The organism is Cellulomonas denverensis (assembly GCF_012396125.1).
Classification (GTDB): domain Bacteria; phylum Actinomycetota; class Actinomycetes; order Actinomycetales; family Cellulomonadaceae; genus Cellulomonas; species Cellulomonas denverensis.
Genome location: NZ_JAAXOX010000014.1, coordinates 36,182 through 62,145 on the forward strand (window position 1 = coordinate 36,182; position 25,964 = coordinate 62,145).

Below are 25,964 nucleotides of genomic sequence, written 5' to 3' on the forward strand. Positions count from 1 at the left end.
TGACGTGCCACGTGAGCGAGGCGGCGGCCGGCTTCTTGGAGTCGACTCTCGGGCAGATGGCCCGAGAGGCGGCCGAGGCGGCCGGTCGCGCGGTCGCGGGCCTGGGAACGCTGTGGGTCGCGGTACCCACTCCCGATCTGGTGACCGGAGACGGCTCCGTGAAGGTCAAGCCTGGATCGCGCGCGGCCGGCGCCGAGGGGATCGTCACCGTGCTCGGTTGGGCGCAGTTCCTCGGGTACACGATCGCCGCGCTGTCGCTCATCGCGATCTTCGCGATGGCGATGGTCAACCACCGACGGGGCGAGGCCCTGTTCGCGACGAAACGGCTCGCGATCGTGCTGTTCTCGACGGTGCTGCTCGGCGCCGCCGGCCCCGTGGCGCAGGCGCTGGTCAGCAGCGGCCCTCAAGCAGCTTCCAACACGGTGATGTACCTGCAACGAACGATGTGGTGGTACTCGATCGCTGCGATGGTGCTGGGCATCATCGTCGGCGCCATCCGCATGATCGCGACCCACCGCCTCGAGCCGGGCCGCGACCTGGTGCAGGGCCTCATCACGATGATCGTGATTTCGGGCGCGGGGGTCACGGGGATGAACCTGCTGATCCGCGCCCTGGACTCGCTGGCCAACAAGCTGATCAACGGATCGCTCGCGTGCGGGCCAGCGGCCGACTCCTCGTGCTTCGGTGGATCGGTGAGCACGCTGCTGGTGTTCACCTCCGCCGCCGGCGCGACGGGACTGCCCGCGTTCCTCCTGCTGCTGCTGTCAGTCGTCGCGATCTTCGCCTCCGCGGTGCAGATCGTGTTGATGGTGGTGCGCTCTGCGCTGATGGTCGTGTTCGCCGGTCTGCTGCCAACCGCCGCGGCGGGGTCCAGCACGCGCACCGGCAGGGACTGGCTGAACAAACTCCTGAGCTGGATGTTCGGCTGGATGCTCTACAAGCCGATCGCCGCGTTCATCTACGCGGCCGCGTTCATGCTCACAGCGACGCCGTTCTATGCCGACGACGGCACCGGCTGGGTGTCCTCCCTCGGCGGCCTCGCGCTCATGCTCATGGCGCTCTTCGCGCTACCGCCCCTGTTCAAGGCGATCGCCCCAGCCGTCGCAGCTGCGATGAGCGGTAGCGGAGGCGGCGGGATGGGCGCCGCCGCGGGCATGGGTGCGATCGCTGCTGGCGGGCAGATCTACTCCGGCTCCAAGAACACCGGCGGAGGCGGAGGCGGAGCGCAGCCCGCAGCCAAGGGGGCGAACCCGATGCCAGCTCCCGGGACCCCAGCAGGGGGCAGCGCGGGCGGCGGCGGAGCAGCAGCGAGCGGCAGAGCAGCGGCGGGCGGAGGCGCCGCAGCGGGCGGAGGCGCCGCCGCGGCGGGAGCCGCCGCGGGTCCTGTCGGCCTCGCAGTGGGCGCGGGCGTCGATGGCGCGAAGAAGGCCGCGGGTGCGGTCAAGGGCGCGATCCAGGGCGCGGCCGCTGCGGTCTCGGAGCAGCCCGCTGGCACCGCGCCCGCTGGACCCGCCCCGGCCGGGACGCCGACCTCGGGAGGCGCACCGGGTCTGAGCGGCTCGTCGGCCGGCGGCGGTAGCGGCGGCCCGATGGCTGGCGGCGCGGGGGCGGGATCAGGCGCCGCGCAGGGCGCCGCCGCTGTGACGGCCGCGGGAAGCGCGGCAGTGGACTCCGTCCGTCGCACCGCGACGGACGTAACCGGTGAGGAGAAGTGACCATGTCGAACGATGGTGTTGTTGCCGGCTACGGCAACTGGAAGAAGCCCACGAGCGCTGGCCTCGTCGGTCTGAGCTTCGCCGGGACGATGGTCGCGATGGTCGGCCTAGTCGTCGTGGTCGTCGTAGCCAACGTCAAGGGGTGGTTGGCAGCGCTGCTCGCGTTCGCAGTGGTTGCCGCGGTCGTGGCCATGACCGTGACGCGCGACAAGCACGGGCTGAACGTCGCCGACCGCACCAAGGAGAGGGTGCGGTGGTGGGAGTCCCGCTCAAGCGGCTCGAACCTCTACCGTTCCGGTCCGCTGGGCCGCACGCCCTGGGGGACGTGCCAACTCCCGGGCATCGCCGCCGCGACTCGCCTGACGGAGTTCGTCGACGTCTACGAGCGCCCCTTCGCGCTACTCAGCTCCCCCGTCGGCACCGTGACGGTCGTACTGGCCAGCCAGCCCGAGGGCGACTCGCTGGTCGACCAGGAGCAGGTGGACCGGTGGGTGTCGCGCTTCGGCGGCTGGCTCGCCGGCCTCAGCGACTACCTCGGCTTGATCGCGGCATCGGTCACGGTGGAGACCGCGCCGGACACCGGCACCAGGCTGCGGCAGGAGGTCACGCTGAACCTGGACCCCGCGGCCCCGCCGTTCGCTCGGGAGGTCCTGGCCGAGGTCGTCGACAACTACCCGGTCGGGTCCAACAAGGTCAGCGCGTACGTCGCCCTGACCTTCGCCCGCAGCGTCGCGGGCCGCAAGCGCTCGATCGAAGATCTGGGCCGCGACCTGGCCGCCCAGCTGCCGAACCTCACCGGCACCCTCGAGGCGACAGGCGCGGGGGCCACACACCCCGCGACGGCCGCCGAGCTGTGCGAGCTGGTCCGCACGGCTTACGACCCCGCCTCCGCGGTCATCTTCGACGAGGCCGCCTCCCAGGGCGTCCGGGTGGACCTCACCTGGTCCGACGTCGGCCCGGCGGCCGCGGAGGCAGGGTGGCAGGACTACCGGCACGACTCAGGCCTGTCGCGCACGTGGATGGTGACTGGTGCCCCTCAGGGTGTCGTGCAGTCGAACATCCTGTCCGGGGTCCTCGCCCCGCACCGGGACGTCTCTCGCAAGCGCGTGACGCTGCTGTACACGCCGCACGACCCCGCCCGCGCCGCCGCCATGGTCGACGCCGACGTGCGTCAGACCCGAGCGATGCTCGGGGAACGCGCAGGCGCCGGCGCGTACCGCGCGCACCAGGCCGCGCAGAAGACAGCCGCGGAGCAGGCCGCCGGTGCGGGCCTGGTCTCGTTCGGCATGCTCATCACGGCGACCGTGATGGACGCAGCCCAAGAGGCGCAGGCGGCGGCCGCCGTGCAGAACCTCACCGCGGCCGCCCGGCTGATGGTTCGGCCGACGTACGGGTCCCAGGACACGGCGTTCGCGGCAGCGCTCCCGCTCGGCCTGCACCTGCCGCGGTACGCGAGCATGATCACGGCTACGGAGCGTGTCGCGTGATGCTGCGGCTGCGCCGGCGACAGTCCAGCGAGAGCCGCCGGACCCTGCACGGAGCGCTCACGGCGGGGGAGTCCGGCCCTACCCCCACGGGCCCCGGCCGCCGTCGCCGTGAGCGTGCCAAGGCAGCTAAGCGCGCGGTTCGGGTCCTCGGGGCCCGGGGCTGGTCCGGTCGCGGCAGCGGTCACGCATTCGGGATCCCGAAGGTCCCGCTCTGGCGGGGGACTACAGCTCAGGTGCCGGGCCTGTTCCCGTTCGCGGTCGGCGCCGGGACGCCCATGATCGGCGTCCCGCTGGGCCGCAGCCTGCTGACCGGCGCGACGCTCTGCTGCGACCCGATCAGCTGGTTCCAGCGCGCACACCTGATCGCGAACCCGTCGGCGTTCATCCTCGGCAAGCCCGGACTCGGCAAGAGCACCGTGATCCGGCGCATGGCCGTCGGGCTGGCGGCCTACGGCGTGCTGCCGATGGTGCTCGGCGACCTCAAGCCCGACATGGTCGACGTCATCGAGGCGATGGATGGCCAGGTGATCCGGCTGGGGCACGCCCGCTCGTTCCTGAACATCCTGGACCCGGGAGAGTCCCGACAGGCCGTCGCGCAGCTGCGCGCCGCTGGCCGTCACGACCTGGCCGACGAGGTTCTGGCCGACGCGCACGGGCGGCGCCGCACGATGGTCTCGGCGCTGCTCACGATCAGCCGCAAGGAGTCCCCGACGGACCGGGAGGAGGCGATCGTCGACGCGGCCCTGCGGCTGCTCGACGCGCGCCTGGACCGAGTCCCGGTGCTCGGCGACCTGCTGGACGTCATCCGCGAGATGCCGCAGGAGCTGCGGCATGTGGCGGTCGACCGTGGAGTGGACGAGCGCTACCGCGAGATCACCGAGAACCTGGAGGCCTCGCTGATCTCGCTGACGCAGGGCGGGCGCCTCGGGGCGATGTTCTCCCAGGCCACCTCAACCCCGATCGACCGCACCCGCCCCGTCGTGTTCGACGTCTCGGGGATCCACGAGACCGAGACCGATCTGCGTGCCGCGGCGCTCATGGCCTGCTGGTCAGACGGGTTCGCCTCCGTCACCGTGGCCCAGGTCCTCGCGGACGCGGGCCTCGAGCCTCGCCGGCACCGGTTCATCGTGCTGGACGAGCTGTGGCAGGCGCTGCGCTCGGGCACGGGCATGGTCGACCGGGTCGACGCGCTCACGCGCCTGAACCGCACCTTCGGAGTGGGGCAGGTCATGGCCTCGCACACCATGAGCGACCTCGAGGCGCTCCCCGACGCCGCCGACCGGATGAAGGCCCGCGGGTTCGTCGAGCGCGCCGGCATGGTGATCTGCGGTGGCCTGCCGGAATCGGAGATGCCCTTGCTGAACAAGGTCGTGCCGTTCACCAAGGCCGAGCAGCGCATGCTCATCAGCTGGACCGACCCGCCGGCGTGGGACGACCAGCGCGGCCAGGAGGCCGAACCTCCCGGCCGCGGGCACTTCCTGGTGAAGGTCGGCGGCAGGTCCGGGATCCCGTTCCGGACGTTCCTGACGGCCGCCGAACGCGACGTCAACGACACGCAGAAGCGCTGGCACGCCCAGTCGCGCATCGGTGAGGGGCGGGCAGTGGCATGAGCGCACCCACGAAGCGGTCCACTCCCGGCAACCTCGAGCCGGGCACGGTCGCGCTCGCCGGCCTGGTGGCGTTCTTCGCGGTTCCTGCCTGCACCGCCTGGGGCGCGCTGCGCGTCGACGACGCCCTCCATGACCGGAACTCCACGACCGGGCGTAACCCCCTGTCCGTCCTTGCCGGGCTCGCACGTGGGGAGCTGGCCTGGTCGACCACGGCGACGATCAGCGCGCTGCTGCTCCTGGCCCTGGTCGGCGGGCTGCTGTGGTCGGCGGCCGCGGGGTACCGGCGGCTGGTCCCGGCGAAGCTGCCCGTCGACCGCGCCGCGGTGCACATGGGCCGCGGGAAGCAGGTCGACGCGCTGCGCGAGGCCCACGTCCGCAGGACGGCACGGCGCCTCGGCTGCCCCGACGCGATCGGGCTGAAGGTCGGCACGGCGGTGCTGGGCGGGTACAGCGTCTGGGCCGGCTGGGAGGACGTCTCCATCGACATCTGGGGTCCCCGCTCCGGCAAGACGACCTCCCGTGCCATCCCCTCGATCCTCGACGCCCCCGGCGCGGTCATGGCGACGTCGAACAAGCGCGACCTGGTCGACGCCACCCGCGACGTTCGCGCCGCACGGGCGGGGGAGGAGGTGTGGGTGTTCGACCCGCAGGCCCTCGTCGACGAACCGGTCACCTGGTGGTGGAACCCGCTGCGGTTCGTCACCGACGAGGTGAGCGCCACCCGGCTCGCGAAGGTGTTCATCGACGCCACACGTGAGCCCGGCGCCCGCACGGACGCCTACTTCGACGGCGCGGCGCGCGACCTGCTCGCCGGCCTGCTTCTCGCGGCCGCGCGGGGTGACAAGCCGATCACCGAGGTGTTCCTGTGGTTGGCGGACTCGACCGAGGACGAGCCGCAACACCTCCTCGAGCAGTACGGCCACCGTCTCATGGCCGCGTCCGTCGCCGAGGTCCTGGCTCTGCCGGACCGCCAGCGGGCGGGCGTGTACGGGTCGGCCAAGCAGATCGTCTCGTTCCTGCTCAACGCACAGGCAACCCAGTGGGTCACGCCCTCGCCTGGGCGCCGTGAGTTCGACCCGCACGCGTTCGTCCGGTCTCAGGGCACGCTCTACTCCCTGTCCAAGGAGGGCGTCGGCACCGCCGGCCCGATCGTGCTCGCGCTCAACGTCGCGGTCATGACCGCGGCCGAGGAGTACGCCAAGCACCTGCGCGACGGGCGGCTGGCGACCCCGCTCGTCGTCGTGCTGGACGAGGCCGCGAACGTGTGCCGGTGGCAGGAGCTGCCCGACATGTACTCGCACTTCGGGTCGCGCGGCATCATCGTCCAGACGTTCCTCCAGTCCTGGGACCAGGGCGTAGCCGTGTGGGGCCGGGAGGGGATGCTCAAGCTCTGGAACGCCTCCACGGTGCGGGTCTACGGCGGGGGGACGGCCGACCCGGACTTCCTGGACAAGCTCTCGCAGCTGATCGGTGAGTTCGAGCGCACGACCCGCTCCGTGAGCAGCTCCCGCCACGGCGGCTCGACCTCGTGGCAGGCGGCACGTGAGCGCGTGCTCGACGTCTCGGACCTGGCCTCGCTCCCGCGCGGCCGCATCGTCGTCGTCGCTGCCGGCTGTCGCCCCGTGCTGGTCAAGCCGGTGCCCTGGATGGACGGCCCGCACCGCGACGCGGTCAACGCATCCTGGAAGCGCCACAACCCGAACGGCCTGACGGAGATGACCGAGCGCTGGGCGCCAGGTGAGCCCGCGGAGGTGGCGGCGTGAACATCGATCTGGGGTCCTGGGGAGACAGTCCGGTCCCGGCACGAGAGCCCGACCCTCGGCCGGCGGCCGGCGGGTTCGCGCCCGACGTGAGCGACGTCGACGTGATCGACCGAGCCCACGCCGCCGTGGAGCGAGCCGAGACCCGGGTGCGGACCGAGGACCGCAGGCTCGCCGCCGCGTCCCGGGCGATGGAGGACGCGGCTGGTGCGCTCGACCTCGCACGACGCCGGCAGGAAGAGCACGAAGCCGGCCGCGTCGCCGGCGAACGGGCGCGCGACGCCCGCAGCGCGCAGATCGCCGAAGCGGTGCGCCGGGCGGAGCGCAAGCTGCAGCTGACCGAAGAGGCGATCGAGGACCGGCAAGCCGAGTGCCACGTCGCACGGGTGGCGCTCGAGCGCGCCCGTGGCGCCCTCGAGCGCAAGAAGGCGGAGGTGCTCAAGGCGCAGGCGGCCGCCCTGGAGATCGCCCCACCGATCCAGGAGCCGGAGCTCGTCTACGGCAGCGTCATCCAGTTCGTCGAGGAGTATCTGCTGCCGCTGTACCGGCGCAAGACGGCGACCTGGTGCCCGCAGTGGTGGAAGCACCCCGAGGTGACCGTCCGCCTTCAGGCGCTGTGGCTGTCCTGGGAGCAGCTGCGCCAGGACCCGGCGCTCGGCCTGTCGGTGTGGCTGCGCGATCACCTCGACCACCACATGCCGATCGTGCTGGCCAGCGACGGGCCCCTCAAGGGCTGCAAGCCAGGCGAGCACCGCGGCGAGCGCGAGCTGCTGACCTTCGACCCGCCCCCGGCGGGCCTGTACCCCGACGAGAGAGCAGGTGCCCAGTGACTACGAGCCCGCGACCGCTCGACTCGAGGAGGGCGCTGTGAGCGACCCTGCCCGCTGGGTTCTCTGCACTGCTGCCGGCACCGTGATCGGCGTAGCCCTCGGCTGGTTCACCCCGCTGCCGAAAGGGGTGAGCATCGCCCTCGGCGCGGGCCTCGTCGCCGTCGCGTACCCGTACCTGTCCGCGAGGTCGAGGCGCGCCCAGGCAGCACGCGCGACACGTCTCAAGGCGGCCCCAGTGGTTGCCGCCGGGGTCGACCTGGACGCGAAGGCCGGCGGTGGCGAGCACCTCGTCCTGTGACTTCCAGCGGAAGATGGCGGGCTTCTGCCGAGGCTAAGTGGCGGTGCCCGGCCGGGCGTTCCGTCCGGGAGCTGGGGTGATTCTTCGACAGCGCGGGGTCATGACCGCACCGCAGCGGTGCACTGTCGCCCGCGACTCGGACCTGTGGTTGCTGCGGCCAACCTCGGCCCAATGCCGCGGAGCTGAGCAACACCCCCGGCTTCTGTGCGTCGACGGCGACCGGAGGCCGAGCCCGCTCGGAGCGGCCGTGTCGATCAGGTGAGTTGGAGGGTGGTCACACAGGTCGGGCTGCCCTCGGTCGTGCTGAACGGAACGTTGCCGCTCAGGTCGCCCTGAGTGATCTCGATCGTTCCCTCGACGTCTTCAGGGAGCCAGTAGCCGACGAACCCGTTGGAGTAGGTCGTGGCGCTCTCCTCGACGAGGACAACACCGTCGGCGTCGGTGATCGTGACCTCCACCGGTTCGTCGACCAACTCGCCCTGGCAGGTCGCGAGGCTGTGGAAGTAGCACTCGTGCGTCGTCTCGATGTACGGCGCGATCGAGACGTAGAACTCGCCCTCGTCGAGGGGCACGGCGACCTCGGCGGTCCCGTCGCCGACGAGGACCTCGTCCTCGCGCACGGAGGCCGTGAAGTTCAGCGGCAGGCTGTCCGTCGAGGTGTCGAGTCGCGTGACGATCTCCTGACCGGTCAGGCCGTCGAGCCCGAGGTCGGCGAGGACGTCGTCATCCGAGGTGGCGGAGCAGCCGGCGAGCACAGCGGTGGCAGCAACGACGACGGCGGCGAGGCGGAGTCAAGAACGCATGTGAAGATCCTCGCTCACCGTCGTGCGCGGCTCCGCCGACCGAAGGCCCGTCGGCGATGAAGATTCGATGAAGGGGTCGTCTGCTCAGGCAGCTGGCACCGCTGTCCGCGGTCCGACGCGCTGGGCCCCGTGCGCTGCGGCTGTCGAGGCCTGTGGGCTCAGGTCAAGACGCCGCAGGAGCTGGGCGTTCGCGGCCACGACGACCGTGGACAGGGACATGAGGATCGCGCCGATCTCCATCGGCAGGACGAACCCCACCGGCGCGAGGACTCCGGCGGCGAGGGGCACGGCGGCGATGTTGTAGCCGGCGGCCCACCACAGGTTCTGCTTCATCTTCCGGTAGCCCTCACGGGAGAGCTGGATGACGGACAGGACAGACCGGGGGTCGTCGGAGGCGAGGATGACCCCGGCCGAGGCGATGGCCACGTCCGTGCCGGCACCGATGGCGACGCCGACGTCGGCCTGCGCGAGGGCGGGCGCGTCGTTGACGCCGTCACCCACCATCGCCACGGTCCGCCCCTCACCCTGCAGGGAGGCCACCGTGCTGCTCTTGTCCTCCGGGCGGACGCCCGCGAAGACCTGATCGATGCCGAGTTCCGTCCCCACGGCCTTGGCCACCGGCTCGGCGTCACCGGTGATCATCACTACGCGGATGCCGAGGGCGTGAAGGGCGTCGACCGCCTCGCGGGACTCCTGACGTACCTCGTCGGCGAGCCCTAGCGCTCCGGCCACGCGGCCGTCGACCACGACGTGCAGGACGATCTGTCCGCGGTCGGACCAGGGCTGGGTCACCGGCAGAGGATCGAGCCCCTGCTCGGCCAGGAGGTTCGGGCCGCCGACGGCGACCCAGCGTCCGTCCACGGTGACGGAGACTCCGACAGCCGTCGAGGCCTGGAAGTCCTCGGCGCGCGGCACCGTGAGCCCTCGATGGTGTGCTGCGGCGGTGATCGCACGTGCCAGCGGGTGCTCGCTGTCGGCTTCCGCGGCGGCGGCCAGCGCGAGGAGCTCGTCGTCACCGATCCCGGTCGTCGCGACATCGTGCACGGCGGGCTCGCCCTTGGTGAGCGTCCCGGTCTTGTCGAACAGGACGGTGTCGACCACGCGCATCCGCTCGAGTGCGGCACGGTCCTTGACCAGCACGCCACCCCGGGCAGCGCGTTCGGTGGAGATCGACACCACCAGCGGGATGGCGAGCCCGAGGGCGTGCGGGCAGGCGATGACGAGCACCGTGATGGCGCGGATGATCGCGAAGTCCGGTGTCCCGACGGCGCTCCAGATCGCGACCGTGATGACGGCGGCGATCAGGGCGAACCAGAACAGCCACCCGGCGGCGCGGTCGGCCAGCAGCTGCGCACGCGTCGTGGACGACTGCGCCTGGGCGACCAGTCGTCGGATCCCGGCCAGCACGGTCGAGTCACCGACGGCGTCGACCCTCACGCGCAGGGCGCTGTCGGTCGAGACGGTTCCCGCGACGACCTGGTCGCCGACGGTCCGGAACACCGGCCGCGACTCGCCCGTGATCATCGACTCGTCGACGTCGGCAGCGCCCTCGACGACCTGCCCGTCGGCCGGCACCCGGCCGCCCGGGCGGACGATGACGACGTCCCCCAGGGCGAGCGAGGACGGAGCGACCGTGACGACGGAGTCGCCGTCGACCTTCTCCGCCTCGTCCGGCAGCAGCGCCGCCAGGGAGTCCAGAGCGGAGGAGGTCTGCGCCAGGGACCGCATCTCCAGCCAGTGGCCGAGCAGCATGATCACGACCAGCAGGGCCAGCTCCCACCAGAAGTCCAGCTCGTGCGAGAGCACCCCGAGGGTCGCGCCCCAGGAGGCGACGAACGCCACGGTGATCGCCATCCCGATGAGCAGCATCATCCCCGGCTTGCGGGCCCGGAACTCAGCGACCGCTCCGGTGAGGAACGGCCGTCCGCCCCACAGGTAGATCACGGTGCCGAGGGCCGGCGCGACCCAGGTGAGCCCCGGGACGTCGGGGAGGGCATAGCCGAGCAGGTCGGCGAACATCCCGCTGAGCAGGACCGTCGGCACGGCGAGCGCGAGGTTGATCCAGAACAGGCGCCGGAACAGGGCGACGTGGTCACCGTGACCACCGCCGTGTGCCCCGTGCCCGCCGTGGCCACCCTCGGCGCCCATGTGCTCGCCATGGTGGCTCGCGGAGGGCCGGTGCTCGGCGTCGTGCCCATCCACATGCGCGGGCATGTGGTGGCCCTCGTGCTCCATCTGGCCGGCGTCGTGCCCACCGTGGCGGTCGTGAGCCAGCGGATCAGTGTCCTCGACGGACAGCTCGTGCCGCTGGCTCGCGCTGCTGCGTCGTTCGCCGTGCACGTCGTGGCCCTGGTGCGCGTTGCTCATGGCTCTTCTCCTCGACCCGTGCTCCACCGTCATCTGCGCAAAAATACCCCCAGGGGGTATATGAGCAGCCAACGGCGTGCTCATGGCCGGTATTCCCGGCTCGGGGGCACCTCGACGCCGAGCGGGTCAGGTCAGGGGGTCGGGCACGAGCGCAGCGCGGTGCCCTCGAAGTCCGGTACGGGGCGCGCGTCGGCCTCGGCCGCCGTTGCTGCGATGCCCTTGCGCTCGATGTCCTCGATGAGCCAGTCCATCTCGGCGATCTCCCGCTGCTGAGCCTCGATGATATCGACGGCGAGCTCGCACACCCGGACGTCGTCGATCTGGGCCCGCTCGGAGCGGGTGATAGCCAGGGAGTGGTGCGGGATCATCGCGCGCATGAATGCGGTGTCGCCGACCGTGACCTGGCTGCGGTCGAGGGCGACGCCGCCGGCAAGGAGCAGCACGCTGACGGCGACCACGGCGATGTTCGCCTTCGCGTTCTTGTACATGTTCAGCATCCAGGCGAGCATGATCAGCCCCATCGTGCCGCCCATGGTGACCGCCATGAAGACCCGGCTCTGGCTGAACCGGACGTGATCCAGCTCCCACGAGCCGACGAACATCACCCAGTACATGACCACCATGGCCGTGAGGATCATGGCGGCGAACCGCAGGTACATGCCCTTCATCTGATGGCCCTGCCCACCGCCGTGCCGCTCACCCCCGTGATGGGCGCCGTCACCGTCGTGCTCGTCGTTCATCGACTCGCCATCGTGCTCACGCTGCACGGACATCGCTGCGTCTCCTCGTCTGGAGCCTGACCCGGTTTCCCGGACAGTTCGGGTTGGGTGATCATGCCGCCGCGGTGGCGGCGGTGTGAAGGTCCTCGAAGTCGTTCGGGGACCGGTAGTCCAGGCCGGAGTGGCGCCGGAGAGGGTTGTAGAAGCCTTCGATCCATTCGAAGATCGCCGCGGCGAGCTCCTCGCGGCAGGCCCAGGAGCGGCGGTCCAGGAGCTCGCGCTGCATGGTCGACCGGAAGGACTCCATCATCGTGTTGTCCACGCTCGAGGCGACCCGCCCCATGGATCCGAGCAGGCCGGCCGAGCGCAGCCGGTGGCCGAAGATCCACGACGTGTACTGGGCTCCGCGGTCTGCGTGGACGATCGCGCCGGGCCCCGGCCGGCGGGTCCAGATCGCCATCTGCAGCGCGTCGACGACGAGCTCGGAGCGCATGTGGTCCGCGATCGACCACCCGACGATCTTGCGGGTGAACACGTCCAGGACCGCGGCGCAGTAGACCTTCCCGGTGTTCGTCGGGTGCTCGGTGATGTCGGTGCACCACAACCGGTCCGGACCGTCGGCGACGAACCGGCGCTGGACCAGGTCCTCGTGCGGGGCCGGCGCCGGGTGGTGACGAGCGCGCTTGCGCCGGTGGCTGATGCCGCTGACCTGCGCGGCCCGCATCAGCCGCGCGACCCTCTTGCGGCCGCAGGCGATGCCCATGCCCAGGCGCAGCTCGGCATGGACCCGCGGGGCGCCGTAGGAGCACCGCGACATCTGGTGGACTGCCACGATCGTGGCCGTCAGCTCGGCGTCGGCGACCGCTCGGGCGGACGGGGGTCGGACCTGCCAGTCGTAGTAGCCGGACCGGCTTGGCTGCAGGCACAAGGACTCCTCTCGGAGATGACATCGTCACCTCAGGACAGGTGTCCGGGGAAGCGGGTCAGGCTCCTCTCGCTCCTACCTGCCGGGGTGTCGGACGGACTCACGGGGTGCTGCGGGCGGGATGCCCGCCGGCACCGCGTGGACGGGCTCAGCGGATGGCCGCGAGGAGCTCGGCGCAGGCGGCCTCGCAGTCCCGGCACGCCTCGGCGCAGATGCGGCAGTGCTCGTGCATGCCCGCGTGCTGCTCGCACTCGTCGCCGCAGGCCCGGCACGCGGCGATGCAGGCCTCGAGGTGAGCCCGGGTGATGTTGGCGTCATAGCCGGTGTGGCGGGACAGGATCCGCGCCGTGGCCGCGCAGCTGTCGGCGCAGTCGAGGTTGGACCGGATGCACTTGCGCAGGTCGGCGACCATCTCCTCACTCAGACACGCGTCCGCGCACGCGGTACACGCCTGCGAGCAGGCGACCAGGGACTCGATGACGCGAGCCAGCAGCTGGCGGTCGAGGTTGATGGTCGCGGGGTAGGTGTCGAGCATCTGCGTGGTCTTCACGACGGCCTCCTGATTTGCGGATCGTGCGGCACATCGATCGCTCGTGCGCCGCGGGGACCCTTTCGACGCTATGGACAGGGCCGCGTGTTCGCGCGGTGAGAGGGACGGCGCCGCCATGAAGGTTCGATGAGGGTCTCTCCGGCGGACGGCCGCGCAAGGGCGAACGCGCGTCAGGCCGTGAATCCGACGGCTACGCCGCAGGGCCGGCGGGCACGGGGTCAGAGCGCTGGATGACGTTGCCGACGAGTCGGTCGGGCAGTCGCGCGACGCCCGGACCGCCGCACCGGAGCCAGCGCGCGAGCTCGCCGGTGACTTCATCCCCGGCGAGGCGTTCGAACCACACCGGTCGTGCGCCGGTGCGGCGGCATGCACCGGACGGACGAGCGACCACGACGTCGCCGCGATCGCACGCGTCGAGGCAGTCGACGGTCGTCAGGCGAGCCACGCCGGAGTCGGCCAGGTGCCTCAGGCGCTGCAGCTGGCCACCCGGGGCGGTGTCAGCTTCGCCCAGGGTCTCTCCGGCACACAGACTGCACGCGGTGAGGCCGGGCAGGTTCTTCCTTGTCAAACGGGGAGTTCGGCACCGGGCGACGGTACGTCCGCACCTAGCGCTTCGCCGCAGCGCCGGTGGCAGACGCACGCGACAGGAGGCCACCTTTTCGTGCGGGGTGGCCTCCTGCCGGTCGTGCTGCGGGCTGCTCAGAGGGACCGCAGCAGGTTCTCCATCTCGGTGATCTCTATGTTCTGGTCGTCCCTGATCGTCCGGGCGAGTGCCAGGGCGTCGGGGTCTGCGCCCTCGCCGATCTGGGCCTGGGCCATCTCGACGGCGCCGCGGTGGTGGGCGACCATGAGCTCGAGGAACTGAACCGCCCCGGGTTCAGTGGAGGCTCGGTTCTCTGGTTTCGGCTGTCGTGACGGCCGGGTTCAGTGGAGGCTCGGTTCTCTGGTTTCGGCTGTCGTGACGGCCGGGTTCTGACGGTAGTAGAGGGCTTCCTGTTCGGCGGGTGGGACGTCGCCGAGTTCGGTGTGCAGGCGTCGGTTGTTGAACCAGTCGACGTACTCCAGGGTGGCCATCTCGACGTCGTCGAGGGTGCGCCAGGGGCCGCGGCGACGGATGAGCTCGTTCTTGAACAGCCCGATCGTGGACTCGGCCATCGCGTTGTCATACGCATCGGCCACCGACCCGATCGAGGCGCGCATGCCGAGCGCCGCGAGCCGCTCGGTCAGGGCCAGAGAGACGTACTGAGCTCCCGCGTCGCTGTGGTGGATCAGCCCGGTCAGGTCGGCGACCCCGGCCCGACCGCGGGCCCAGGCGGCCATCTCCAGGGCGTCGGTGACCAGGTCGGCGCGCATGCGGGTGTCGGCCTTCCAGCCCACGATCATCCGCGAGTAGACATCGATGACGAACGCGACGTAGCTGAAGCCGGCCCACGTCCGCACGTAGGTGAAGTCCGCGACCCACAGCTGGTTCGGCGCCTCGGCGTGGAACGCCCGGTTGACCAGGTCCCCGGCGCGCACCCCGTCCTTGGCCGGGATCGTGGTCCGCTTCGCGCGGCCACGCACGACCCCGCGCAGCCCGGCGTCGCGCATGAGCCGTTCGACGGTGCAGCGGGCGACCATGTGCCCGGCCCGATGCAGGTGCTTCCACATCTTCCGAGCCCCGTAGACGCCGTAGTTCGCAGCGTGCTCGACCGTGATCACCTCACTCAGCGCGGCGTCAGCGACCGCGCGCGCGGAGGGCGGGCGCGTCTTGGCGGCGTAGTACGTGCTCGGGGCGACCTGCAACAGGCGGCAGATCGGCTCGACCCCGAACTCGTCCTTATGGGCGTCGATGAACGCCACTACCTGACCTGCGGGCGGTCGAGCTCCGCCGCGAAGAAAGCCGACGCCGCCTTCAAGATCGCGTTCGCCCGCCGCAGCTCACGGTTCTCGCGCTCGAGCTCGGCCATGCGCTGCGCATCGCTCGTGGTCGTACCCGGCCGCTCGCCCGCGTCGATCTCGGCGCGCTGCACCCACCCACGCAGCGTCTCGGGATTGATCCCGAGCTGCTCACCGATCCGCAAGCACGCCGCCGGCCTCGTCGCCGGATCCCGCTTCGCCTCGATCACCAACCGGATCGCCCGCTCCCGCAGCTCGTCCGGGTACTTCCTCGGTGCAGCCATGACTCTCATCCTCCGGGGATTGAGAGCCTCCATGGAAGCCGGGGCGGTTCACTTCGCTCCGTGCGTGCAGTCTCTCAACCGAGATGCGTCATGGGCCGGGGCAGGGCGTCAGAGGCCGAAGGCTCCGCCGCTGACGAGGATGACGATGCCCAGGCCGATCAGAACGATCGGGAACAGCACGTGTTCCCAGCGTTCGAGGACTTCGGCGATCGGTCGGCGCGTGGCGATGAACTTGGCCAGCATGACGAGGATCGCGACGAGCAGGAGGAAGACGACACAGTAGGCGACCACGGCTACGGGTCCCACGTTGAGGAAGACCGGGACGTAGACGCCGATGTTGTCTCCTCCGTTGGCGAAGGTGACCGCGGCGACGGTCAAGACGCCGACGTTCTTGCCCTCAACCTTGGCGTCATCGTCATCGTCGTCGCTCCCGCGCCAGGCCCGCCATGCGGCCCACAGGCCTAGGGCCAGGGGGATGAGCCCGAAGTAGGGGATGGCTTCTTCAGGAAGGAATGCTCCCGCGCCCAGTGACACGAGCACGGCGGTGCCCAGGATGCCGGCGAACCCGAGGTACTGGCCTGCGGTGATCCGGGCCGTCGTCCCGCGTTGCCCTGCGCCCCGGGCGAAGAACAGCGAGAGCACGATGATGTCGTCGATGTTGGTGGCAACGAACAGGCCGATCGCCTGCAGGACCGAGGAAACGATCACGCGTCAGGCTCCGCGTTGGCGCACCCGGGAACAGGGCAGGCAGGATCGATGCAGGGAGCGTTCTCGTTCACGGCGAGGGTGACCTCGACCAGTGCGTTGAGCGCCCGTGCCAGGTGCGGGTCGGCGATCTCGTAACGTGTCTGGCGGCCCTCGGGCTCGGCGACCACGATGCCGCAGTCGCGCAGGCAAGCCAGATGGTTCGACACGTTCGAGCGCGTCAGCCCGAGGTCGCGTGCCAGCTCTGCCGGATAGGCGGGCCGCTCCAACAACGCCATCAGGAGCCGTGACCGTGTTGGGTCGGCCATTGCCCGGCCCAACCGGTTCATCACGTCCAGGCGAGTAGCAATGCTCAGCATGTGCTGAACTATACAGCACTGACTGAACCGGCAGCCTGTGCCGCAAACGAACGATTCCGCTACACGCGCCGGAGGGCCGGGCGGCGCGCGTCTGTGGCTTTCAGCGCTGGGTGGCGGGAATCTGTCGCCGCAATGTGGCGGTTGAGCTGGGCCCATGACATCGACGGGGGGCTACGGCCCAGAGGCAGCCATCGGCGGCGCCGTGATCATGTGTGCACCTTGCGGCTGACTGCGCTGCGGCGTTCGCGCGCAGGTACGGCGGATGCTTCAGGCGGTGGGGATGAGGTGACAGACCTGGGCGGGGGTGCACTGGTCAGGGTGCAGAGTCTTTGCCCGCGCGCTGAGCTGGCGCACCTGGGTTAACAGAGTCGTGAGCTCGGCGATCCGCCGCTCAAGATCGTGGGCGTGCTGTTCGAGCACTGCCGCGACGTGTGCGCACGGTGCGCCGGCGCTTTCGCGGGCAGAGACGACGTCGACGATCTCCGCCAGGGTCAGCCCGGCCGCCTGCGCGGCCTTCACGAACGCCAGCCGGTCGACCGCCCGGTGGTCGTACTCCCGGTAGCCCGACGCTTGGCGAGCCGGCGCTGGCAGCACGCCGGCACTCTCGTAGTAGCGGATCGTCTTGGTCGTCACGCCGGCCGTGGCGGCCAGCTCTCCGATGCGCATGGTCAACCGTAGACCTTGACCTTCCCCCGCACTGGAACGTCTACCGTCCGATGACCTGTCCGCGCGCGCGAGGAGAATGCCATGGACGAGTACGACCTGATCGTCATCGGGACCGGCGGCGCTGCGATGGCCGCGGGCATCGAGGCACGGTCCCGCGGCAACAGCGTCTTGCTCGTCGAGCACGGGCCGCTAGGCGGGACCTGCCTGAACATCGGTTGCGTGCCCAGCAAGAACCTCCTCGCCGCCGCCGGGCAGCGCCACCGTGCGGCCACGCACCCCTTTGAAGGCATCTCCACCAGCGCGGGCCCGGTCGCCTTGGGCGCCCTGATGGAGCAGAAGCAGGCCTTGATCGACCGCCTGCGCCAAGCGAAGTACGCCGACGTCGCCGACGCCCACGGCTTCCCGATCCTGCAGGGCCACGCACGCTTCATCGACCAAGAGACACTGCAGGTCGACGGCCAGGCCCTGCGAGCACGGCACGGGTACGTCGTGGCCACCGGCGTGGCAGCACACATCCCGGACCTCCCGGGGTTGGGTGACGTGGCGTACCTGACCTCCACCACCGCGATGGAGCAGCAGGACCTACCCGCATCCATGGTGGTGCTCGGCGCCGGGTATGTCGGGCTCGAGCAGGCCCAGCTGTGGGCGCACCTCGGTGTCGCCGTCACCATCGTCGGACGCTTCGCGCCCCACGCGGAGCCGGAGGTTGCAGACGTGTTGCTCGGCGTGTTTCAGGACGAGGGCATCACCGTGGTGCAGGAGCGCGCGACGGAGGTGCGGGCGACTCACGACGGCGTTGAGGTCCGGACCGGGAGCGAGAGGCGGCTGACGGGCCAGCGGTTGCTCGTGGCGACCGGGCGCTTCGCCGACACGTCCGACCTGGCTCTCAATGCAGCAGGTGTTGCTACTGACAGGCGCGGCTTCGTCGTCGTCGACGAGAACCAGCGGACCACCAACCCACGGGTCTTCGCGGCCGGGGACGTGTCCGGCGTCCCGCAGTACGTCTACGTCGCAGCCCAGACAGGACACGTCGCCGCAGCCGGCGCGCTCGGCCAGCCCTCAGCAGTGGACTATCGAGGGCTGCCCGGCGTCACCTTCACCACGCCCCAGATCGCCAGCGCGGGACTGACGGAGGACCAAGCTCTCGCCGCTGGGCACGCCTGCGAATGCCGCGTCCTAGGAGCGCAAGACATCCCGCGCGCCCTGGTCAACCAGGACACCCGCGGTGTCCTCAAGCTCGTCATCGACGCCGAGAGCCGCAAGATCCTCGGGGTGCACGCTGCCCTGGACGGCGCAGGCGAACTGATGCTCGCAGCGACCTACGCGATCAAGTTCGGCCTCACCGTGGACGACCTCGCCGACACTTGGGCCCCCTACCTAACGATGAGCGAAGCCCTGCGCATCGCCGCCGGCTTGTTCCGCTCAGCGCTGCCCACGAGCTGCTGCGCATAGGCACCCGAGCCGGCGCGTCACGGCTCGTGCGAGCCCGCGCCGACAGTGTCGCCCTTCAGCCTCAGGGCCACCCATAGGCCGCAAGGCCGACAGATGTACGACGCCCCGCCGTCCAACGCATGAAGAGCGCGGCGCGGCTTGCTGCGCCCGCAGCACGAGCACTCCCTCGAGTCCTGGCTCATCACGCGATGCTCCCACTCCCGCACCAGAAGACACAGGGCCAGGCTGGGTCAACGCGTCAGACAGAGTTGAGCCTGTCCCACTTCCTTGGAAGTGGGACGAGCGGTCCAAGACTTGTTCGAGCCGAGGCGGCACGGCTGACGCGCCGTGCCAGAAGTAGGTCCCGAAATCGCGTCCCGTTGGTTCCGTACAGAGACGACCTTCGGTACGTTGGGCCGGTGGAGTTGGGCTACGCACGCGTCTCGACGGCGAAGCAGGACCTTGACCGGCAGGTCGAGGCGCTCGTGGCGGCCGGCGTCGCACGGGACAAGATCTTTTTGGACAAGAAGTCCGGCGCGACCACCGACCGGCCGGGCCTCCGGGCGGTGTTGGAGTACGCCCGTGAGGGCGACGTCATCGTCGTGCACACCCTGGACCGCCTGGGGCGCACGGTGCGCGACACCCTCAACCTGATCCACGACCTCACCGACCGCGGCGTCGGGGTCCGCAACCTCGCGGACCCGATCAAGGTCGACTCCGCGAACCCCAGCGACCCGATGGGACAGCTCGCGGTCGTCCTGCTGGCCCTGTTCGCGCAGATGGAACGGACCTACACCGTCGAGCGCGCCGCCCACGCTCGAGCTGTTGCCACAGCCAAGGGCCGGCGGATTGGCCGACCCGTCCTGGTCGACGCTGACAAGCTCGCCTACGCCGCCCACCTGCGTGAGGCCGGCCACTCCATCGCGGAGATCGTCGCCAAGACGGGGATCGCCCGCACCAGCCTGTACCGCCACCTGCCGCCTCGGGCCGTCGAGCACCTCACCGCTGCGCCGGCGACCGAGCAGGCGGCAGCGGAGTCCGCGAGGTAGCAAGGAGACAGCGATGGTCTCGGCTCGGTTGACGGCCCAGCAGAAGGCCTTGCTGCTGTGCCAGCACCTCCAGGACGGAGTGCCGCTGACCCGCCTGGCTGAGCACGCTGGCATCCCGGAACGCACGCTGCGCCGGTGGGCAACGACCTACCGGGCCGACGGGACCGTCGATTCACTGGAACGTCGACGGCGCAGCGACGCCGGCCAGCGCCGGCTGCCCGACGACCTCATCGCGGCCGTCGAGGCGTTGGCTCTACGCCGGCCCGCCCCGACGACCGCGTTCGTGCACCGCCGGATCGCTGACATGGCGCGCGACCGCGGGCTGGCTCCGCCGAGCTACTCCACGGTGCGCGACATCGTCACCAGCATCGACCCAGGTCTGCGCACCCTTGCGACGGGTGGCGACACCGCCTATCGGGATCGGTTCGAGCTGGTCTACCGGCGCTCGGCGGCCCGCCCGAACGAACAGTGGCAGGCCGACCACACGCTGCTCGACGTGCAGATCCTCGATGCCCACCGACGCCCGGCACGACCGTGGCTGACGGTAGTGCTGGAGACTACTCGCGTGCCGTCGCCGGCTACACGCTCTTCCTCGGCGCGCCGAGCGCCGAGCGGACGGCCCTCGCGCTGCACCAGGCCGTCATCGCGAAGGGCAACCCTGCCTGGCCGGTCCAAGGCCTACCCGACGTGCTCTACAGCGACCACGGCAGCGACTTCACCAGCAGCCGGCTCGAGCGGGTCTGCCTCGACACCCACGTCAGCCTGATCCACTCCCGGATCGGGGTCCCGCAAGGCCGCGGCAAGATCGAGCGCCTCTTCAGGACCATCACCACCGAGCTGCTGCCGCACCTGCCGGGGTACATCCCGCACGGCACCGGCGGGCAACCCACCACACCGCCGCAGCTCACCCTCGCCGAGCTCGACAGCGCAGTCGAGCGCTTCGTCGTCGAGGAGTATCACAGCCGGCCGCACTCCGAGACCCGGCAGCCGCCCGTGGTCCGCTGGCTCGCCGACGGTTGGATCCCTCGCAGCCCAGCCCACCCGGAGGACCTCGACACGCTCCTGCTCACGGCGGCTACCAGCCGCATCGTCCAACGTGACGGGATCCGCTTCTCCGGCACCCGGTACATCAGCCCGGTGCTCGCCGCCTACGTCGGAGAGAGCGTCACCATCCGCTACGACCCCCGCGACGCAGCCGAGGTCCGCGTCTACTACTGCGATAAGTACCTGTGCCGGGCGATCGCACCTGAGCTCGCCCGCGAAGCAGTCACGCTGGAGCAGCTGCAGGACGCTCGCGTCGCCAGACGGCGGGCGCTGAAGAAGGAGCTGCGCGAGCGTCGGAGTCTGGCCGACGCCTTGCCCGCGGATCACCACTACGCCGTGGTGCAGCCCGCGGGCTTGCCGGGCGTGGACGGGCAGCGTCCGCCGGCCGAGCCGCCCGTCCCTCGTCACAGGCTGCGGACCTATGCCAACGACTGAACCTGCCCCCGACCGGAGCATCCTCGGCAAGAACGACGACGGCCGGCGCTTCCTGACCAGAGGACTGGGTGAGCTTGTCCCGCCGGCGCCGCGTGAGGAGCAGGTCTCCTTCTTGGTCACGAAGGAGCACCGGCGGTTCGCAGAGTTCGCCGACACCGTGCGACGCCACCGCCACGTCGGGCTGTGCTGGGGGCCGCCCGGGGTTGGCAAGACCCTGTCTGCTCGCCACTACGCCGGCACGGATCACTGGGCGCGTTGGCAGCACACCCTCACCAGCGGCACCGATCCCGGTGCCGTGCCCGAACGCGTCCTGCAGGCGCGGACCGCGTTCTGGACGCCCACGGTCAACGCGAGCACCCGCGAAGTCGACCGGGCCTTGCCCCGCGCGTGCCAGGAGATCTCCTACGCCGTCGACTACCACCAGTACGGCAAGGTCGACCCCTTCGTGCACCCGGCCTCAGCGGGCTCTGCGCTCACCGAGCTGCTCATCATCGACGAAGCCGACCGGCTTAGAACCGTCGGGCTGGAGCAAGTCCGCGACTACTACGACCGACACCGCCTCGGCGTCATCCTGATCGGCATGCCCGGGATCGAGAAGCGCCTGGCCCGTTACCCCCAGCTCTACAGCAGGATCGGCTTCGCCCACGAGTACCGATCACTGGGGCCCGACGAGCTCACCGCCGTCCTCACCCGCCGCTGGCAATCAGATAAGCACCCGGACGAAGACGACTTGGCTCAGGCCGCCGCCATCACCACGGTCGCCCGCGTCACCGGCGGCAACTTCCGCCTCGTCGACCGACTCCTCACTCAGATTGAACGCATCCGCCAGATCAACCACCTCCCGACGGTGACACCGGAGGTCGTCGAAGCGGCCCGCGAGGCCCTCCTCATCGGGCACTGAGCGAAGGTGCCCGGACACAGAGCACAGGTGATCTACGGCCACATATCCCTGTGGGCCACAATCCAGGCCCAGTTCGGTATGGGTGTCCTCGTGGTGCTGGCCGTGCATCCCGCCATGCGGCATGGTGCTCATCGCCGTCTCCTCCGATCGCCTGTACCCCCTCAGAGATACCTGTCTCGCCGTACATCCCGACCCCTATGCGGAAACTCCCCACCGCAGCGGTCGAGTTTCCTTCCGTAGCGTCCCTTACCTGCTCAGTCATTGACGCGGCGCGCCACAGAAACCTCATCAAACCTTCATCGTCAGGCGCACCGTCCTGCGGGACGTGTAGGTGCGATTCTCCCGTCAATAGCAGCCGCGCCGCAGCCTGGTGACCCATATCGAGGCGGGTTGCGGCTGTAGAGGCGAGGCGCACACCTTTCAACGGGCCAGTAGCGCAAGGCTGCTTCACAGGTGCTACCGGTCGGCCCGCGTCAGGCGCTGTAGGGCTCGATGACGGTCTTGCCGGTGGTGTGGCCAGTCTCGACTGCGACGATGGCCTCGCCGGCTTGTTCGAGGGGGTAGCGGGCGGTGACGTGGGGGTCGACGAGGCCGTACTCGATGACCCCGGTGATCTTGGCCATGGCCTCGCTGGTGCGCTCGAGGGCGGAGCCGCCGATCTCGGTGGCCGTCGCGGGGTCGGCGGCGGAGATGATGCGCGAGGGGCTGGTGGCCAGTGCGGCGACCTGGCGCAGGGCATCCCCGCCGACCAGGTCGACGATAAGGTCCAATCCCTCGGGGGCGACCTCGCGCACACGGTCGGCCACGCCCTTCCCGGAGGGGACGAAGGTGGCCCCGGTGGACTCGACGATTTGGCGCTTGGTCTCCGAGGCGATGCCGATGACGGTGAACTGGTGGACCCGGCCGATCTGGGCGGCCATGAGCCCGACGCCGCCGCCGGCGCCGAGGATCAGGAGCGTCTGGCCGGCTTCGAGCTCGATCTGGTGGGTGGCGTCGTAGGCGGTGGCTGCTGCGACGGGGATGGTGGCGGCGTCGGCGAAGGAGATCTCCTCGGGCTTGGCCACCGCCTCGGTGGCCCGCACGATGGTGTCCTGGGCAAAGGCCCCGTATCCGGGGGCGACCGGACCGAGGATCGCATCGCCCACCGCGAAGCCTTCCACGCCGTCGCCGATGGTGGTGACGACGCCGGCGACCTCCTGACCCATGGGGGCCGGCAGCGGTAGGTCGGTGCCCAGAGCTCCGGAGCGGATCTTGTGGTCGATTGGGTTGACGCCGGCGGCGCGGACCTTGACCGCCAGCTCGCCCGGGCCCGGCGGGGGGGCCGGGCGGTCGACCAGCTGCTGGTTCTCCGGGCCACCGAAGTCATTGAATACGTACACCTTGGACATGGGGTTGCTTCTTCCTTCTTGTTGGTCGCTGAACGAGCCGAGTGTGGTCCCTGACCTGGCCGGCCGCTTCAGCCGGTGGTTGGTGTGCTCGTCAGGCGGTGGGGGGCTCGTCCTGCCCGGCTGCCTCGGCGGCGTCGGCCTCGTTCTTGGTCGGGTAGGCACCGTCGGCGGCGTGCTCGGGCGGGGCATAAACGGTGTAGAGCACGAGTGGCTCAGCACCGGTGTTGCGGAAGTTGTGCCGGGTGCCGGCTGGGATGGCGCACTGGTCACCGGCCTCGATCGGGTGGGTATGGCCGTTGAGGTCTGCCTGACCGGTTCCGCTGATGAAGGTGAGGATCTGGTCGGTGTTCTGGTGGACCTCATCACCGATCTCACTACCCGGGGGAATGGTCATGATGACGATCTGGGCGTGCTGACCGGTCCATAGCACCCGGCGGAAGTCGGGGTTGTCCTGGGCGACGTCGGCGATGGTGAAGTGCTCGATGTTGCCTTCGATGGTGAAGTGTTCTTCGGTGCTCACCTGGTGTTTCCTCCTGAGGTAGTGCTGATTTCCAGCGGCGGGCCGGGACGGCTGGCGTTGAGGTGTCCTGGTCCGGTGCTGCTTACGGGCGGCGGGCCATTGCCTGTGCCTCGGTGGTGGTGCTCTGCGCCGGCGCTGTCGCCACGGCGCTGGTGGTGTCCTGGTGGCGGCGCAGCAGGCGCATGGCGTTGATAATGACGACCAGGACCGAAGCTTCGTGGACGAGCATCCCGATGGCCATAGTCACCCCGCCCAGGAGGACGCCGGCCAGCAGGGCGGCCACGGTGACCAGGGCGATGGTGATGTTCTGGCGCATGTTGTTCACGGTGCGCCGGGCCAGGCCGACGGCCTCGGGGAGCTTGAGCAGGTTGTCGCCCATGAGGGCGATGTCCGCAGTCTCCACGGCGACGGCAGAGCCGGCGGCGCCCATGGCCACGCCGATGTTGGCCGTTGCCAGGGCGGGGGCGTCGTTGACGCCGTCGCCGACCATGGCCACCACGTGACCTTGACGCTGCAGGTCCGCGACCGCGTCGAGCTTGTCCTCGGGCAGCAGGCCGGCGCGGACCTCATCGACCCCGGTCGCCGCACCAACTGCCTTCGCCACCAGCGGGGCGTCACCGGTGAGCATGACCACCTTCTTCACCCCGGCGTCGTGCAGACGGGCGACCATCTGCGCCGCGTCGGGACGGACCTCATCAGCCACCGCGACCACACCAGCCACCGCATCCTCCACGGCCACGATCATCGCCGTCCTGCCCGCTGCGGCGAGCTCCTCAGCGGCCTGCCCGGCGCCAACAGTGTCCGCGACGCCGTACTGCTCCAGCAGCGCCACGTTGCCGATGAGGACCCGGCGCCCGCCGATGGTGGCAGTGATGCCCTTGCCAGGCACGGGCTCGGTGACCTCGGGCAGCCCCGACGTGGCCAGCCCCTCCGCGGCTGCTGCCTCCAGGATGGGTCGGGCGAGCGGGTGCTCGGAGCCGGCCTCGGCCCGGGCTGCCCAGGTCAGCACCTGGGCGCGATCCATGGCTGGGGCCAGGACGACGACGTCGGTCAGGTGCGGGCGGCCCTTGGTCAGGGTGCCGGTCTTGTCCACCGCGACGGCGGTGATCTTGCCGGAGGTCTCCAGGTACTCCCCACCCTTGATGAGGATGCCGTCCTTGGCGGCCCGGCCGATGCCGGCGACGATGGAGACCGGGATGGAGATGACCAGCGCGCCGGGGCAGCCGATGACCAGCAGGGTCAGCCCGAGCACGACGTCACCGGTGATGAGTCCGACCACGAGGGCCAGGACCATGATGGCCGGGGTGTACCAGGCGGAGAACCGGTCCATGAACTGGGCGGTCTTGGCCTTGGCGTCCTGGGCGTCTTCGACGCGGTGGATGATGCGGGCCAGCGTGGTGTCGGCGCCGATGCCGGTGGCGAGCACCTGGAGGAACCCACCCTTGGCGACGGTTCCGGCGAAGACGTGGTCGCCCTTGGACTTCTCCACGGGGATGGACTCCCCGGTGATGGAGGCCTCGTCCAGGGCGCCGGTGCCGGCCACGACCTCGCCGTCCACCGGGACCTTAGCGCCGTTCTTGACCAGGACGATCTCGCCCATGGCCACGCTCGCAGCGGGCACCTCCACCTGCACGCCGTCGCGCATGACCACGGCCACGTCTGGGGCCACGGCCACCAGCTCGGCCAGTGCCGAGCGGGTCTTGTTCAGCGTTGCGGACTCCAGGGCGTGCCCGATGGCGAAGAGGAAGGTCACCGCGGCGGCCTCCCAGTACTCCCCGATGATCACCGCGCCGATCGCGGCCACCGAGACCAGCAGGTCGATGCCGATGACCCGGGCCATGAGCGCCCGGGCTGCCTTGGTCACGATCGGGGTACCCGCGACCACGGCGGCGGCCACCATGAAGGCGTTGCTCCACGCATCGGAACCGAGGCCGCGGGCCACGAAGAACGAGATGAGGATCAGCGCCCCGGAGACCACTGGGATCGCCCACCTGCCGTACCACCACTGCTGCAGCTTGTTCATAGCTGTTCGACCTTCCTGTAGCTGTCCAACCCCAGTTCGGGGTGCTGACAACGACGTTATGAAGATCGGCACCGGGCAACCATGACCGGCGTCAATCAACCGCACACCCATCCGTGCACCGCCGCCGGGGCTGCTCTAGCGTGCTGGCGCAATGAAGAGCGTCACCGCCGAGTTGATCGGCGGTGACGCTTAGCTGGTCCGGCTCAGAATGCGGCCG

23 protein-coding genes, 1 pseudogene and 1 other annotated feature are annotated in these 25,964 nt (G+C 70.3%); of the genes and pseudogenes, 11 read left to right on the forward strand and 13 right to left on the reverse strand.

Annotated features, from left to right (window positions below):
- The first annotated feature begins 11 nt into the window (after positions 1 to 11).
- The 6 genes from HGA03_RS16865 (at position 12) to HGA03_RS16890 (ending at position 7,700) form a co-directional block, all read left to right on the forward strand.
- Positions 12 to 1,715, forward strand: coding sequence for a hypothetical protein (locus HGA03_RS16865; RefSeq protein ID WP_168631474.1), 1,704 nt, complete (start codon positions 12 to 14; stop codon positions 1,713 to 1,715).
- Positions 1,716 to 1,717: 2 nt separating this feature from the next.
- On the forward strand, positions 1,718 to 3,202 hold the full coding sequence (locus HGA03_RS16870; RefSeq protein WP_203767588.1) for an SCO6880 family protein: 1,485 nt from the start codon (positions 1,718 to 1,720) through the stop codon (positions 3,200 to 3,202).
- Positions 3,203 to 3,477: 275 nt separating this feature from the next.
- Positions 3,478 to 4,812 carry an ATP/GTP-binding protein gene (locus HGA03_RS16875; RefSeq protein WP_168631475.1) on the forward strand — a complete coding sequence of 445 codons (1,335 nt, stop codon included), beginning with the start codon at positions 3,478 to 3,480 and terminating at the stop codon, positions 4,810 to 4,812.
- Positions 4,809 to 6,575 (forward strand): type IV secretory system conjugative DNA transfer family protein, encoded by a 1,767-nt coding sequence (locus HGA03_RS16880; protein WP_168631476.1) that lies wholly within the window; start codon positions 4,809 to 4,811, stop codon positions 6,573 to 6,575. Before HGA03_RS16875 ends, HGA03_RS16880 begins: the two co-directional genes overlap by 4 nt.
- On the forward strand, positions 6,572 to 7,402 hold the full coding sequence (locus HGA03_RS16885) for a DUF4913 domain-containing protein (protein WP_239073671.1): 831 nt from the start codon (positions 6,572 to 6,574) through the stop codon (positions 7,400 to 7,402). The genes HGA03_RS16880 and HGA03_RS16885 overlap by 4 nt, the downstream gene beginning before the upstream one ends.
- Before the next feature lie 37 nt (positions 7,403 to 7,439).
- A complete protein-coding gene (locus tag HGA03_RS16890; RefSeq protein WP_168631477.1) occupies positions 7,440 to 7,700 on the forward strand; it encodes a hypothetical protein in 261 nt (86 codons plus the stop codon).
- A gap of 254 nt (positions 7,701 to 7,954) precedes the next feature.
- Here the strand turns inward: HGA03_RS16890 and HGA03_RS16895 are convergent, their stop codons facing one another.
- The 10 genes and pseudogenes from HGA03_RS16895 to HGA03_RS16940 form a co-directional block, all read right to left on the reverse strand.
- Positions 7,955 to 8,455: a CueP family metal-binding protein gene (locus HGA03_RS16895; RefSeq protein WP_222172925.1), complete on the reverse strand. Its 501-nt coding sequence runs from the start codon at positions 8,453 to 8,455 to the stop codon at positions 7,955 to 7,957.
- A gap of 132 nt (positions 8,456 to 8,587) precedes the next feature.
- The gene (locus HGA03_RS16900) at positions 8,588 to 10,870 is read right to left on the reverse strand and encodes a heavy metal translocating P-type ATPase (RefSeq protein ID WP_141317927.1); all 2,283 of its coding nucleotides are present in this window, start codon (positions 10,868 to 10,870) and stop codon (positions 8,588 to 8,590) included.
- Between the two features lie 131 nt (positions 10,871 to 11,001).
- The gene (locus HGA03_RS16905; protein ID WP_239073672.1) at positions 11,002 to 11,643 is read right to left on the reverse strand and encodes a DUF305 domain-containing protein; all 642 of its coding nucleotides are present in this window, start codon (positions 11,641 to 11,643) and stop codon (positions 11,002 to 11,004) included.
- Between the two features lie 58 nt (positions 11,644 to 11,701).
- Positions 11,702 to 12,517, reverse strand: coding sequence for an IS3 family transposase (locus HGA03_RS16910; protein ID WP_168631478.1), 816 nt, complete (start codon positions 12,515 to 12,517; stop codon positions 11,702 to 11,704).
- A 145-nt stretch (positions 12,518 to 12,662) separates the two neighbouring features.
- Positions 12,663 to 13,064: a four-helix bundle copper-binding protein gene (locus tag HGA03_RS16915; RefSeq protein ID WP_094180445.1), complete on the reverse strand. Its 402-nt coding sequence runs from the start codon at positions 13,062 to 13,064 to the stop codon at positions 12,663 to 12,665.
- Between the two features lie 699 nt (positions 13,065 to 13,763).
- Positions 13,764 to 13,937: pseudogene (locus HGA03_RS16920) on the reverse strand (DUF305 domain-containing protein); the annotation flags it as partial.
- A 51-nt stretch (positions 13,938 to 13,988) separates the two neighbouring features.
- Positions 13,989 to 15,226 (reverse strand): IS3 family transposase gene (locus HGA03_RS16925; RefSeq protein ID WP_239073674.1). Its coding sequence is split into 2 segments (ribosomal slippage): positions 13,989 to 14,947 and positions 14,947 to 15,226, totalling 1,239 coding nucleotides; the frame shifts between segments, so codons are not numbered across the junction.
- Positions 14,835 to 14,948, reverse strand: a sequence feature (AL1L pseudoknot). (Overlaps the previous gene by 114 nt.)
- A gap of 108 nt (positions 15,227 to 15,334) precedes the next feature.
- The gene (locus HGA03_RS16930) at positions 15,335 to 15,934 is read right to left on the reverse strand and encodes a cadmium resistance transporter (RefSeq protein WP_013115601.1); all 600 of its coding nucleotides are present in this window, start codon (positions 15,932 to 15,934) and stop codon (positions 15,335 to 15,337) included.
- Positions 15,931 to 16,290 carry a Cd(II)/Pb(II)-sensing metalloregulatory transcriptional regulator CmtR gene (gene cmtR, locus HGA03_RS16935; protein ID WP_090034559.1) on the reverse strand — a complete coding sequence of 120 codons (360 nt, stop codon included), beginning with the start codon at positions 16,288 to 16,290 and terminating at the stop codon, positions 15,931 to 15,933. The genes HGA03_RS16930 and cmtR overlap by 4 nt, the downstream gene beginning before the upstream one ends.
- 267 nt (positions 16,291 to 16,557) lie before the next feature.
- Positions 16,558 to 16,956 (reverse strand): heavy metal-responsive transcriptional regulator, encoded by a 399-nt coding sequence (locus HGA03_RS16940; RefSeq protein ID WP_013884816.1) that lies wholly within the window; start codon positions 16,954 to 16,956, stop codon positions 16,558 to 16,560.
- A gap of 81 nt (positions 16,957 to 17,037) precedes the next feature.
- On the opposite strand from HGA03_RS16940, the gene merA reads away from it, so the two are divergent.
- The 5 genes from merA to HGA03_RS16960 all read left to right on the forward strand — a co-directional run bounded on the left by merA (position 17,038) and on the right by HGA03_RS16960 (position 21,816).
- A complete protein-coding gene (gene merA / locus HGA03_RS16945) occupies positions 17,038 to 18,408 on the forward strand; it encodes a mercury(II) reductase (RefSeq protein WP_168631479.1) in 1,371 nt (456 codons plus the stop codon).
- A 398-nt stretch (positions 18,409 to 18,806) separates the two neighbouring features.
- Positions 18,807 to 19,436, forward strand: a complete 630-nt coding sequence (locus HGA03_RS16950) for a recombinase family protein (RefSeq protein WP_146840845.1) — start codon at positions 18,807 to 18,809, stop codon at positions 19,434 to 19,436.
- Between the two features lie 13 nt (positions 19,437 to 19,449).
- A complete protein-coding gene (locus tag HGA03_RS19155; RefSeq protein WP_239073675.1) occupies positions 19,450 to 20,202 on the forward strand; it encodes a helix-turn-helix domain-containing protein in 753 nt (250 codons plus the stop codon).
- Entirely contained in the window at positions 20,124 to 20,915 is a 792-nt protein-coding gene (locus tag HGA03_RS19660; RefSeq protein ID WP_239073676.1) for a Mu transposase C-terminal domain-containing protein, read from the forward strand. Before HGA03_RS19155 ends, HGA03_RS19660 begins: the two co-directional genes overlap by 79 nt.
- Positions 20,902 to 21,816, forward strand: a complete 915-nt coding sequence (locus tag HGA03_RS16960) for an AAA family ATPase (RefSeq protein WP_171201712.1) — start codon at positions 20,902 to 20,904, stop codon at positions 21,814 to 21,816. The genes HGA03_RS19660 and HGA03_RS16960 overlap by 14 nt, the downstream gene beginning before the upstream one ends.
- Before the next feature lie 473 nt (positions 21,817 to 22,289).
- Here the strand turns inward: HGA03_RS16960 and HGA03_RS16965 are convergent, their stop codons facing one another.
- The 3 genes from HGA03_RS16965 to HGA03_RS16975 all read right to left on the reverse strand — a co-directional run bounded on the left by HGA03_RS16965 (position 22,290) and on the right by HGA03_RS16975 (position 25,747).
- Positions 22,290 to 23,204 (reverse strand): NADP-dependent oxidoreductase, encoded by a 915-nt coding sequence (locus HGA03_RS16965; protein WP_013882303.1) that lies wholly within the window; start codon positions 23,202 to 23,204, stop codon positions 22,290 to 22,292.
- 91 nt (positions 23,205 to 23,295) lie between these two features.
- A complete protein-coding gene (locus HGA03_RS16970; RefSeq protein WP_013882304.1) occupies positions 23,296 to 23,724 on the reverse strand; it encodes a cupin domain-containing protein in 429 nt (142 codons plus the stop codon).
- Positions 23,725 to 23,806: 82 nt separating this feature from the next.
- The gene (locus tag HGA03_RS16975; protein ID WP_013882305.1) at positions 23,807 to 25,747 is read right to left on the reverse strand and encodes a heavy metal translocating P-type ATPase; all 1,941 of its coding nucleotides are present in this window, start codon (positions 25,745 to 25,747) and stop codon (positions 23,807 to 23,809) included.
- Positions 25,748 to 25,964 lie beyond the last annotated feature (217 nt).